General features: G+C 43.5%; 13 protein-coding genes and 1 pseudogene. 8 read left to right on the plus strand and 6 right to left on the minus strand.

From position 1 onward, the window contains the following. Positions 1-168: 168 nt before the first annotated feature. Complete coding sequence (tnpA, locus tag ITG10_RS20425; RefSeq protein WP_248387172.1) at positions 169-552, plus strand: IS200/IS605 family transposase; 384 nt, start codon at positions 169-171, stop codon at positions 550-552. A 170-nt stretch (positions 553-722) separates the two neighbouring features. On the opposite strand, the gene pyrC is transcribed toward tnpA, so the two are convergent. Together pyrC and ITG10_RS20435 are read right to left on the minus strand one after the other, a co-directional pair. Then, positions 723-1,751 (minus strand): dihydroorotase, encoded by a 1,029-nt coding sequence (pyrC, locus tag ITG10_RS20430; protein WP_017633383.1) that lies wholly within the window; start codon positions 1,749-1,751, stop codon positions 723-725. 192 nt (positions 1,752-1,943) lie between these two features. After that, positions 1,944-2,102, minus strand: a complete 159-nt coding sequence (locus tag ITG10_RS20435; RefSeq protein WP_008215717.1) for a YqaE/Pmp3 family membrane protein — start codon at positions 2,100-2,102, stop codon at positions 1,944-1,946. 218 nt (positions 2,103-2,320) lie between these two features. On the opposite strand from ITG10_RS20435, the gene ITG10_RS20440 reads away from it, so the two are divergent. After that, on the plus strand, positions 2,321-4,192 hold the full coding sequence (locus ITG10_RS20440) for a hybrid-cluster NAD(P)-dependent oxidoreductase (RefSeq protein ID WP_017633382.1): 1,872 nt from the start codon (positions 2,321-2,323) through the stop codon (positions 4,190-4,192). 105 nt (positions 4,193-4,297) lie between these two features. On the opposite strand, the gene nadE is transcribed toward ITG10_RS20440, so the two are convergent. Beyond that, entirely contained in the window at positions 4,298-5,128 is an 831-nt protein-coding gene (gene nadE, locus ITG10_RS20445) for an ammonia-dependent NAD(+) synthetase (protein WP_017633381.1), read from the minus strand. Positions 5,129-5,237: 109 nt separating this feature from the next. On the opposite strand from nadE, the gene ITG10_RS20450 reads away from it, so the two are divergent. The 3 genes and pseudogenes from ITG10_RS20450 (at position 5,238) to ITG10_RS20460 (ending at position 7,615) form a co-directional block, all read left to right on the plus strand. Further along, positions 5,238-5,759: a nicotinate-nicotinamide nucleotide adenylyltransferase gene (locus ITG10_RS20450; protein WP_017633380.1), complete on the plus strand. Its 522-nt coding sequence runs from the start codon at positions 5,238-5,240 to the stop codon at positions 5,757-5,759. A 27-nt stretch (positions 5,760-5,786) separates the two neighbouring features. Further along, complete coding sequence (locus ITG10_RS20455; RefSeq protein ID WP_017633379.1) at positions 5,787-6,269, plus strand: hypothetical protein; 483 nt, start codon at positions 5,787-5,789, stop codon at positions 6,267-6,269. Between the two features lie 153 nt (positions 6,270-6,422). Continuing rightward, positions 6,423-7,615: pseudogene (locus ITG10_RS20460) on the plus strand (ISL3 family transposase). 83 nt (positions 7,616-7,698) lie between these two features. On the opposite strand, the gene ITG10_RS20465 reads toward ITG10_RS20460, so the two are convergent. Continuing rightward, complete coding sequence (locus tag ITG10_RS20465; RefSeq protein ID WP_017629457.1) at positions 7,699-8,325, minus strand: hypothetical protein; 627 nt, start codon at positions 8,323-8,325, stop codon at positions 7,699-7,701. Positions 8,326-8,500: 175 nt separating this feature from the next. On the opposite strand from ITG10_RS20465, the gene ITG10_RS20470 reads away from it, so the two are divergent. Beyond that, a complete protein-coding gene (locus ITG10_RS20470) occupies positions 8,501-9,607 on the plus strand; it encodes a 1-acyl-sn-glycerol-3-phosphate acyltransferase (protein ID WP_017629456.1) in 1,107 nt (368 codons plus the stop codon). A 113-nt stretch (positions 9,608-9,720) separates the two neighbouring features. On the opposite strand, the gene ITG10_RS20475 is transcribed toward ITG10_RS20470, so the two are convergent. Next, positions 9,721-10,320 carry a hypothetical protein gene (locus ITG10_RS20475; protein ID WP_017629455.1) on the minus strand — a complete coding sequence of 200 codons (600 nt, stop codon included), beginning with the start codon at positions 10,318-10,320 and terminating at the stop codon, positions 9,721-9,723. Between the two features lie 103 nt (positions 10,321-10,423). Between ITG10_RS20475 and ITG10_RS20480 the strand changes: the two genes are divergently transcribed. Beyond that, on the plus strand, positions 10,424-10,720 hold the full coding sequence (locus ITG10_RS20480; RefSeq protein ID WP_017629454.1) for a YnjH family protein: 297 nt from the start codon (positions 10,424-10,426) through the stop codon (positions 10,718-10,720). Between the two features lie 37 nt (positions 10,721-10,757). Here ITG10_RS20480 and ITG10_RS20485 read toward each other — a convergent pair whose 3' ends face one another. Next, complete coding sequence (locus ITG10_RS20485; RefSeq protein ID WP_017629453.1) at positions 10,758-11,057, minus strand: YfcZ/YiiS family protein; 300 nt, start codon at positions 11,055-11,057, stop codon at positions 10,758-10,760. A gap of 530 nt (positions 11,058-11,587) precedes the next feature. On the opposite strand from ITG10_RS20485, the gene ITG10_RS20490 reads away from it, so the two are divergent. Continuing rightward, a complete protein-coding gene (locus ITG10_RS20490) occupies positions 11,588-12,049 on the plus strand; it encodes a TetR/AcrR family transcriptional regulator (RefSeq protein WP_017105619.1) in 462 nt (153 codons plus the stop codon). Positions 12,050-12,055 lie beyond the last annotated feature (6 nt).

Genomic DNA, 12,055 nt, shown 5'->3' on the forward strand with positions numbered 1-12,055 from the left:
TTCAGCCCTAAACCACCTACTTCAGTAGGTGGTTATCATTCAGTTTGGCTTTGCCTGTGGTTTCTACCCATGTTAAATGCTCCCTTGATTTTTAGCGAAGTCAAAGAGGACAAATAACATGAGCAGATATAATCAAGCTTCCACGTATTTTGGAGATGTCAATATCACATAGTGTGGACACCAAAGTATCGATTTAGGATTTTGAAAAACAATGTAGGTAAAGAAGTTTATCGATGTATAAACGTTTACTGTAATCAACTTGGATGTGAAGTCGTTGAATTAAACGTTCAAGTTGACCACGTGCACTTGGTAGTAAAAGTTCCGCCTAAGTTATCGATATCCAAGTTGATGGGCGTATTGAAAGGCAAAATAGCTTTAAAACTCTTTAGTAAATTTCCATATTTAAGGAGAAACAAACTCTGGGGTAACCACTTTTGGCAAAGGGGCTATTTTGTCGATAGCGTAGGGGTTAATGAAGAAATCATTCGACGCTATGTAAGACATCAAGAGAAAAAAGAGCGCGTGGAGCAGCAGCAATTGGCGTTGGACTAAACAAAGGCCCCCTTTTAGGGGGCTCACATAAAGCCACCTTCTTTAGAAGGTGGTAATTTACTTTTAGTTCCCGCTAATCCGCGATGAACCTTAAAAAAGCCCCTCACTTAATGTGAAGGGCTTTGAAGTTTTTGATTTAAACAAGAAATATCGTTTAAAACGGTGCTGCGCTATTTAACTGTCCAAGCAATCGTCTCGCCGCCACGGATTGGCACAACAATGTCTGAACCGAAAGGCATTGTCTCAGATACATTCCACTCTTCTTTTACTAGAGTGATGGTATCTGTGTTACGTGGGATGCCGTAGAAGTCAGGGCCGTTGTGGCTCGCGAAACCTTCTAGGTTCTCAAGCTTACCTTCTAGCTCGAATACTTCTGTGTACAGCTCTACTGCAGCGTGCGCAGTGTAAGAACCCGCACAACCACATGCTGACTCTTTAGCGCCTTTCGCGTGTGGTGCTGAGTCTGTACCCAAGAAGAACTTCTTGCTGCCGCTTGTTGCCGCTTCAATCAGTGCTAATTGGTGAGTGTTACGCTTAAGGATCGGTAGGCAGTAGAAGTGTGGCTTGATGCCGCCAACCAACATGTGGTTGCGGTTGTAAAGCAAGTGGTGAGCGGTGATAGTCGCAGCAACGTTGTCGTTCGCGTTTTTCACGAAAGTTGCAGCATCTGCTGTTGTGATGTGCTCTAGAACAATCTTAAGGTTAGGGAAGTCGTTCACAATCGGTGCTAGTACTGTGTCTAGGAACTGCTTTTCACGGTCAAAGATATCAACATCGTGAGTCGTTACTTCACCGTGTACCAAAAGTAGCATGCCAACTTCCTGCATTGCTTCTAGTACGTGGTAGATGTTCTTAGCAGAGGTTACGCCTGAATCAGAGTTTGTGGTTGCGCCAGCTGGGTAAAGCTTAGCTGCAACGACAGCGCCAGACTCTTTCGCTTTGCGAATTTCATCAGGTGTTGTGTTGTCTGTCAGGTAAAGTGCCATTAGAGGCTGGAACTGTTCACTTGGTTGCTCTGCCATGATGCGTTCACGGTAAGCAAGAGCCATTTCGGTATCGGTTACCGGTGGGATGGTGTTTGGCATGATTAACGCTCGACCATTGTAGCGGCTGATATCGCGCACTGTATCTTTTAATACGTCGCCATCGCGTAGATGAACGTGCCAGTCGTCAGGACGAGTAATCGTAAGTTGTGTCATTGAAGGCTCCCACCATTTGAAGTGTTATGTAGTTGGAGCCTAAACTCGGCGAAATCTGTGAAAGCAATCGCTTACGTTTAGGCGACAGGATGATAGTGGAAAAGCACTTTCATTTCATCCTATTTTTAACTCTTCAGGGTTAGGAGCTTGTTTTTCTAAGTATTTTATTCGGTATTTATTTTTGAAGACGGGTTAGCGGGTGGCTACCCAGAGCCCGTGAATCATTCCTGGTACCCAGAAGAAGAAGGTAAGGACAATGTTGATCAGCAAATCTTTACCTGCGCCACGAGCGAAAAACACCCCAACAGGCGGAAGCAGTACACATAAAATGATAATGACGAGTTTATTCATGATAAATCCTTTTTATTCAATGAAAGTTCAATGCGGTAACCGTGTTCATATTATAGAACGTCTGGAGAGTGTTAATGCATTGCTGTCTTTATGTATAGAAGACAGTCGTTTAAACATCTCAAGATATTAGCTTAGTATCAAGTGTTTAATGCCTGCCAGTTTATCTATTTATAACCATTTGTTAGCATTGGGACAAACAACAAAACATTGGAATCGTTATGTCGCAGCTATCTTCAGGTCAAAGGGCTTTAGATCAAAAGGCTTCAGGTCAACAGCCTTCCTTATCTCAAATCAATGTGTTTCCGGTAAAATCAGTGGGCGGCATCTCGCTCTCTTCTGCTTGGGTTGAAAAACAAGGCCTTACCTTCGACAGACGTTTTATGTTGGCATTGGCTGATGGTTCAATGGTCACGGCACGTAAGTACCCGAAGATGGTCAAGGTATCTTCAAGCTTGCAACCAGACGGTTTGATTTTCACTTACGAAGGCAAAGAACCGCTGCGCCTAAAATACGCGAACTTCAAGATGCAAGAAGCGCCAGCAACGGTTTGGAAAGACAGCTTCACCGCTTACACCACTAATGATGAAGCCGATGATTGGTTCAGTGACGTGTTGGGTGTTCGTGTTGAGTTACTGTTCTCTGGTGAACAATCGAATCGTGTTCGTGAAAAGCTCGGCCAGAATGTCAGTTTCGCTGATGGCTACCCAATGTTGGTGATCAGCCAAGCATCCCTTGATGAGCTGAACCGCCGCAGTCCTGAAGTCCATTCGATGGATCAGTTCCGCACCAATTTTGTTGTTTCCAATACAGAAGCATTTGCTGAAGATGGTTGGAAGCGTATTCGAATCGGCGAAGTTGAGTTCGAAGCAGTGAAACCTTGTGAGCGCTGTATTTTGACGACAGTTGATGTCGAACGTGGCGAATTTAGAGCAACAAAAGAGCCGCTGAATACCTTCTCGACTTTCAGAGCCAATGAGCGCGGTGGCGTGTTCTTTGGTCAAAACCTAGTGGCAAAAAATGAGGGTTTAATCAAAGCCGGTGATGGGGTTGAGGTGCTCGAAACCAAAGAGAAAGAGCATTACGAAGACACTTGGGTTGAGTCGCTGCACTTAACTTGTGTTGAACGAGAAGAGATCGCTCGCGACTTTACAACGTTTTGGCTAGAGCCTGCGAAAGAGAACCACTCACTACCCAGTTATCAGCCGGGACAACATCTACCGATTGAAATGGTGATTGATGGCGAGAAGGTCTCTCGTCGTTACACCTTATCTTCTAGTCCGTCACGAGCGGGTCGCTTAGCGATTTCAGTGAAGCGTGTCGATGATGGCCAAATCTCTAATTGGTTAAATGATCAATTCCAAGTAGGTGATACCTTAGTCGCTCAAAATCCAGATGGTGCATTCTATTTGGAAGATAACCCAAAACATCCATTACTACTGTTGTCTGCGGGAAGCGGCATCACACCAATGTTGTCGATGCTTCGTTACTTAGCCGACCACGGTCAAATTGATGATGTGGTGTTCTATCACCAATGCAGCAGCGAAGAAGATATCCCGTATCAAGCTGAGATTGATAAGATCGCTCGTGAACATACTGGGCTTCGCGTGATTTATTCACTAAGTCAACCGACGAAAGAGTGGGATGGTCTGTCTGGTCGTTTGAGCGTATCTCATGTCGCCAAAATTGAAGATCTTCATAAGCGCCAAGCATTCGTATGTGGCCCTGACGGCTTTATGGATAATGGCAAGAAACTGCTGATTCAAATGGGGCTTAACCCTCAGCATTATCATCAAGAAGCGTTTGGCGTTGCTCAGTCTACCGAAGAGGCGGTGAAGCAACTGCAGTTGAGCGTTAACGGCTACCTGTTCGAAGGCAATAACCAATCAACACTACTAGAGCAAGCTGAATCGGCAGGTGTGTCTATCGCATCAAGCTGTCGCGCGGGTTTCTGTGGTGCTTGTAAAGTGACCCTTGAGTCTGGGCAAGTTCATCAACCGGATGTACCGGCGTTGCAAGAGCATGAACGCAACATGGGGCAAATACTGGCGTGTTGCAGCGTGCCTCAAACTGATATCGAAGTCGTAGACTAACTCGGTAGGTCGAAAGACCAGAAAGAAATACGCATTTAATAGAAAGGCCGGAAGTTCACTGAAATGAACTTCCGGCCTTTTTGATTCTGAGACTAATCCAGCAAATTAATCGTAGATCGTTGGGATCGGTTGACGCTTGTGCTGTGTTGCTTTGTAGATACCTACTAAGAGGTCAGACACGTCTTGAGGGACTTCTTTACCTTCAAGGAAATCATCGATTTGGTCGTAAGAAAGGTTCAATGCTGCTTCGTCGGCTTTCTGTGGATCAAGCTCTTCTAGGTCGGCAGTAGGCACTTTCTTAACCAATAGCTCTGGCGCACCTAGCGTTGCTGCAAGTTCACGAACTTGACGCTTATTAAGGCCAAACAAAGGCGCTAAATCACAGGCACCGTCACCGTGTTTGGTGTAGAAGCCAGTGATGTTTTCTGCTGAGTGGTCAGTACCAATCACAAGACCGCCAACGTAACCAGCAATTTCGTATTGTGCGATCATGCGAGCGCGAGCTTTCACATTACCTTTCACAAAGTCGATCTTTGCTGAGTCTGTTGGTAGTAAGCCTGTACCTTCAAGCGCCACGTGAGATGCAGCATGAAGCCCATCAACACCTGCTTTAATGTTTACAGAAACAGATTGAGAAGGCTGGATGAAAGAGAGAGCAAGTTGTGCTTCATCTTCATCTTTTTGCTCGCCGTAAGGTAGGCGAACCGCAATGAATTGGTAGTCGTTGCTGCCAGAGTTTTCGTTCAGGCTATCAACGGCCATTTGTGCCAAGCGGCCACAGGTCGTTGAGTCTACACCGCCACTGATACCAAGGATCAGAGACTTGCAGCCTGACTGCTGAAGTTTCGTTTTAATAAAGTCCACACGACGAGTCACTTCGAAGTGAGGGTCAATTGAAGGTAGTACGCGCATTTCGTCACGAATTAACTGTTCCATTCGTATTCCTTTCCTGCAAGCAAATTAAAAATCTAGTGTTATCATACCTAAATCATCCGATTTAAAAACCTCTTTGCACAAGCTTAGAAAGAGAAGGCAGTAATAAATAATGGAAAAAATAGCCATTTTCGGTAGTGCGTTTAATCCACCGAGCCTAGGGCATAAAAGTGTGATTGATTCGTTGGCTCACTTTGACAAAATTCTACTCGTTCCAAGTATTGCCCATGCTTGGGGAAAAGAGATGCTAGACTTTGATACGAGATGTCAGTTAGTTAACGCATTTATCAGTGATCTTTCACTGGATCAAGTTGAGCTTTCGTTGATCGAAAAGAGCCTATTTACACCCGGTGAAAGCGTAACGACTTTTGCTGTGCTCAGTGAACTGCAAAAGTTACATCGTGACGCTGAACTGACGTTTGTGATTGGGCCGGACAACTTCTTTAAGTTCTCGTCTTTTTATAAGTCCGATGAGATTACTGAACGGTGGTCTGTAATGGCTTGCCCTGAAAAAGTGAAAATTCGCAGCACTGACATACGTAATGCGCTGATAAGTGGAAGCGATGTTGCAAAATTGAGTACTAAGTCAGTTACAAAGATGTTGCAAGATAGTGGACTGTATCAGATAATGTGAGCTCACTAATCAAGAGGTCAGAGGACTATGCTAAAGAGCGCGATACCAGCGACGTTGATCATGGCAGCATGCAGTATGCCTGCTTATGCTGAATGTGATTTTTTTAGCTTAGATTCGATCATGCTGACTTCTGATGACGACAACTGTTTGGATTTTTCTTCGAGCATTGAGTCTTTTGGCCAACGTATGATGGAAATTAGTGGGCTGAGCGATGAAGAAGCGCAGAGTACACCTGACTATTGGTCTGACTGGGTACTTCAAAGTAAAGACGCACCGCTACTGACACAAAGTATTGAATCAAACTATGTAGGTTTGGGGATGTGGTTTCCTGAAGATCTGGAAGACGAGCAGTATGATATGTCTACAGAGGAGTGGCTGCTAAACCATGGCTTACAACTCAGCATTGGTTTTGGTGAGAAGGTCGAAGGGCAACCTCGTATGCGCTTTGACTACCGTTGGCACGACTCGCGTGATGCTGACCTAATGATGCAGGTTGAATTGCCTTTTTAAGGGAAGAAGCCGAATGTTTGCTCTGAAGCTAGAGCAGATATTAAAGAATTAAAAAAGGTTCATCGCGGATTAGCGGGAACTAAAAACAAAAAAACGGTAGTAAGTGATATGGTTTAGTCGCCAAACAAAAATCATACACAAACTACCGTTTTCATGCCGAATCATACTTTCCTATCTTCATTCTGGGAAGGCTTTAAAATAGTAAAGTCTCACCAGACAGCATCACTTGTTACACTAACTCTTAAACCTAATTCTGAGGCTAAATGCCTTTGCGGTCTTGAAGCTGAGGCTATCCATGAGTATCAATGGCGTCATGTGAAAGAGGCCATGTTGTTCAATGTTCCTGTTGAGCTTTCCGTTCAAACTCGAAGGATCAAGTGTCGTGACTGCGGCATAAAAACAGAGTTTCTATCTTGGTTAGAGCCTTATGCTCGTATAACGACGCGTCTAAAAAGCTATATAGAACAACTACTGCCTCTTCTTCCCATTAAGCATATCTCCCAGTTAACGAGCGTTCATTGGCACACCATTAAAGAGATAGATAAACGTCGACTTCGCCAAGTGGTACCGTCAGTGAAATGGGAAGGGCTAAGGCAACTCGTCATGGACAGGTTCGCCATCTTTAAAGGGCACCGATATGCCACAGTCATCGCTGATGCTAAGACTCACCAAGTCATTTGGATAGGGTTAGGTCGTAGCCGCAAGGACATACGACCGTTTTCGAGCAGTTAGGCAAGCATGGTAACAATATCGAAGCGGTCGCAATGGACATGAATACGGCTTTTGACCTTGAAGTTCAAGCGCACTGCCCGAATGCAAAAATCGTTTACGACTTATTCCATGTTGTTGCTAAGTTCGGTCGTGAGGTGATGGATAGAGTCAGAGTCGACCAAGCTAACAAACTCAAGCAGGATAAAAAAGCGAGGCAATGTGTGAAGCGCTCACGCTGGGTACTGCTGAAAAACAGAGGTAATTTAAATGCACGACAAGATAGCTATCTTACTGAAATATTGAATATCAATAAGGACTTGATGGCCACTTATATACTCGGCTCACAACTCAAAGAGCTTTGGTACTGTAAATCAGAAGCACATGCTAAGGGGCTCTGGGAGGTATGGTGGGCACAAGTGCAAGAGAGTGGAATTAAGCCATTGAAAGAGTTTGCACGAAAACTGAGGCCTTATCTTCACGGTATTATTGCATCGGCAACTTATCCGCTCAACACCTGCACATTGGAAGGGATAAACAACAAAATAAAGTTAATCAAGCGAATGGGGTATGGATATCGAGATACAGACTACTTCTTCTTGAAGATAAAAGCGGCTTTCCCCGGAAAGCCGCGATGAACCTTAAAAAAGCCGCAAAAACTCAGTTTTTGCGGCTTTTTAGTATCTGGACGTGATTTTCGGCCTTCTTAGTCTCTTGGCGCTTATAGATCGTCACCAAAAACAAGCATGCACAACTGTTCGAACTCTTCTTCTTTTCCTGAGAACAAATCATCGATCACAGCTGCTCGCTTCTGACCTGACTGCATACGCTTCTTCGCTTCACGCATTACCATCACCAAGGTATGCTCTTGGGGCAGGTTAGAGTCATCAATATTCCATTGATTGAATCGCTGAGACAGGGCACTTTCACAAAGCAGTGGCTTAAACGACAACACTTCTTGCTTCAATACAGACAGCATATCTTTACAGGCTTGCTCGGTATTGTTGGCACTTGAAGTACGAGACTTAGTCAGTTCTAGCTTTTCGAGTAGTGCCAAAGATAGGTTGGTTTGCGTGATGTAACCCGCTTGTCTCGGGAATGAATCCGTCAAACGCACAGAAAAATCGACACGGTTAATCTGAGTGTTTGGAAAGTAGGTCAGTGATGTTAAGCAGTCGTATGGGATCCAGACGCTTTGCCCTGGTTCAACGGCGTACTCTTGTTTACCCAGCTTTATCAAAACCAAGCCACTTTGAACCGATACAAGGCTATGTTTAAGTACTTTCTTGCGTGGTGTGATCACCAAGTGTGAAAAGTAAGCCGATGTATATTCAATAGCGAAGTTCATAGATAGTACCTTAATTTTGGGGCGTCAAGATTACCGTTAATCTCAAAGAATGCCAACAATAACAGGGGATTTTCAATGTTTCTGGTCTGACCTTGTCAAAAGTATGGGCTCTGTAGCTGCGAGAAGTCAAAACAACGCGTAGAATGAGCCAGCTTTTTATTATATGAATTAAAAAATGACCTCTCCAACCGATCCATATGTTGATATTCGTCCTTACGGCGATGATGAAATTCCAGCGGCACTAAACCGCCTTATTAATGATGAAGAATTTATCAGTGCGATACTGCACTACCGTTTTTCAAACCATGCGTCTTGGTTCAAAGCATTAATGAGTCCAATTTTACGTGTGTACTTAAAAATGAAATGGAGCAAGCTGACTAGCGTTGAGTCCATTCAGATTGAAGTGAAAAAGTACTTACGTGACACGCTTGCTAAAACTACAAACGGTGTGACGTACACGGGTGTAGAGTCACTGGATGCGAATCAAACTTACCTGTTTGTATCAAACCATCGTGACATTGCTATGGATCCGGCGTTAGTAAATTACGCTCTGCATCAAAATAATCATCAGACTTGTCGCATTGCAATTGGTGACAACCTGTTGAAGAAGCCATGTGCGACTGAATTGATGCGTTTGAACAAGAGTTTCATCGTTAAGCGTTCTTTGAAAGGACCGCGTGAAATGATGAAAGCGCTAGGCCAACTGTCTTCTTACATTAAGCACTCTCTAGAGACAGGTAACTCTATCTGGATCGCTCAAAAAGAAGGCCGAGCGAAAGACGGTAACGATTTTACAGAGCCAGCTATCTTGAAGATGTTCCATGTTGAAGGACGTAAGCAGAAGATCGCTTTCCCTGAGTATGTGAAATCATTGAAGATCGTACCAGTCGCTATTTCTTACGAAAACGATCCGTGTGACACGGCTAAAGCCATCGAACTTTTTGAAAAAGACGTTAACGGCAGCTACGAAAAAGGTGAGTTTGAAGATATCGAAAGTATCATTCAGGGCATCATCGGTAATAAGGGGCGCGTGCACGTTGGTTTTGGTCAGGTAATCGACCAAGATTTTGATACGCCAGAAGCATTGGCTGAAGAGATCGATCGTCAGATCCACGAAAACTACAAGCTGTTCCCAGTAAACCTATTGGCGGCAGAAAAAGAAGATGAGTTGATTACCGCGGCGGTTAAGCAAGAATTTGAAGAGAAACTATCAAGCTTGCCAAAAGGTGCGCGTCAGTATCTGATTGATAGCTATGCGAACCCAGTGAAGAACATTGGTTAGCGGAGCTCTTGCTTAATAAGCATCAGTTGATTGAACGGAAAAAGGAGCCTTGAGCTCCTTTTTTGTTTTTGCTGCTTTATCTTTGCATTAAAGATGCTGAATTATCGGATAGATTAGCGAGCGACTGCGCCACCTAGCTCTAGATTGGTTGGCCATGTGGTCACGGTGTTTCCACCTAGGTAGATATTGCCTCTGACTGTCATGGTATCGGGAAACGCGGTAATAGCTGAGCCTCCGATGTATAAATCACCGTCAATCACGATTCCATTGGGTAGCTCTGTTAAAGGAGTACGAATTACGCTCAAGTCACCTTTTACTCGAAAGCCGTTTGGTAGCCTTTGCAGCGGGGTGTCGGTTAGGTTAATGAATCCGCCCACTCGTACACCTCTGGGCCAGCTTGTGATTTGGCTGCCAATCAAGTCGGCATAGCCTTTTATCTTAACCCCAGTCGGAACTCTTGCGAGTTGGCTGTTAGAGGCTTTTAGGCTGCCGTTAACTTCTAACCCTTTAGGTAGGCGTGTGATCGCCGTGTTTTCGATATTGAGATTGCCATCGACCACTAAGCCCGTTGGAAGCGAGGTATAAGGCTTATTACGTAGATATAAGTTTCCGTAATTATCGAGATGGTTCAATATATGATAGTGATCGAGTGGTTCAGCACTGACATTTGTTATGGTTAGAGAACCAATAATAAGTGCAATTATTCTGAGCATAACGGGCTTCTTATTACGATAGACACTAACACTATAATGGAAAAATTATTCTCGCATAGTGTTTTACCCATTTGGCGGTAGGTGGAAGAGGAATTAAGCGACAATGGCAGGTAAATCAATGATTAGAGTAAACACACAAATAATTAAGGTCTTTCTGGTTACAGCTTCGATGTTTGGCTCTATGTCTGTAAGTGCGAACAAAGTAATTTCAACACCCGCAAAGGCTGCGGTATTGGTGACTCAAGGTGGACAACAGCAACGAGTTTGTTATTACGATGATAAGGCTTATAGCATTGGTGCAGTGTTAGAGGTTGGGGGCGTAGTGATTCGATGCGCTGCAGAAAACGATTTTGAGCAAAACGGTTCACTGGCTTGGGTTGAAATAAAAAAAGACGAGTAAAGCTACTCGTCTTTTAATAAGAATATGAATGCTTATATTAACGCGCTAGAGAGCGAGTCTTAAGTTCAAAAATAATCTTTTCAGCGCTGACTTCAAATTTAAAGCGAGCATGCAATTCCGTGCTTTCTTCAGTCATCTCTGACGTTTCAAATTCAACGTTGCTAGACACTTGTTTAGCAAGCTCAACGTACTTAGCAAACTCAGATTCAATTAGTGCTTTTGAGTTTCCGTAAACCGTTACTTCAGCAACATCGTCGCCTTCTTTGATGATGAACCCGATTTCGCCTGCACAGCCGCAAGCCTCACATACATCGTTGTTACCATTATCTTGGCTCATAAATAATCCTCTTACAAAGTCTGAGGTTATTCTAACGAGCAATTTGAACTGTATCTACAAAAATTAAAATCTTTGAACTAATTTATACTGGTATGCTATGTTGTTTGTTGAAGGGGTTAAATGAATGTGTACATTCGCGTCGCTAAATATGTATGTGATCTATCTCATGTTTTGTTGATAAGCCGTGTCATTAATTTGTTAGAATATCATTCAGTTAGTTGCGCCATAACTAATTTTATAAGACTATCTATTGCTTGATAGGTATTTATACAATGAATTTATTGTTGGGTATTTGATATTCTAAGTTGTTATTTTAGATTAACCACTTAGAGAGGTAAGGTAACTTTCGAAGAATAATTAGACAAAGTGCCCAAAGAGGCAGCACTGTAAAATTGTTCGTACAAAGTATTTGTAGGTATTTAATGGAAATACTTGCGAAAAAATACCTTGCTCACATAATGCTGATAACGATTTTCATACTGACTTCATTTGATTGAGTTAGATGGATTTACAAAGAGAAGAGCCTGAATATGCCAAAGCGTAGTAAAGAAGATACAGAAATCACGATCCAGAAAATCATGGATGCCGTTGTAGACCAATTACTAAGATTGGGTTACGACAAGATGTCATACACGACGTTAAGTCAGCAAACGGGCGTTTCTCGTACAGGTATAAGCCACCACTTTCCAAAGAAAACAGATTTCACAGCTGCTCTAGACGGTCGAATCTTCAAGATGTTCATGGAGCACATTGATTTCGAAAACGGTCTGGATGCATTCTCTGCTAGCTGGGTTACAGCACTTGAAGACGCTGAGTTCCTAGCAATCTTACGTTTACTTTTCCACCATATCGTTACTGCTGAAAGCGCACATGAGTTCGCGGCAAACGGTATTGATCGTCTATATAAACTGACCGAAACTCAGTTTGGTGATACTAGCGGTAAAGAACTTGAGTGGTTGATTGGTAAATCATTGATTCGTATGAGCCAATAATCAACA

This window comes from Vibrio sp. ED004, from assembly GCF_023206395.1.
GTDB lineage: Bacteria > Pseudomonadota > Gammaproteobacteria > Enterobacterales > Vibrionaceae > Vibrio.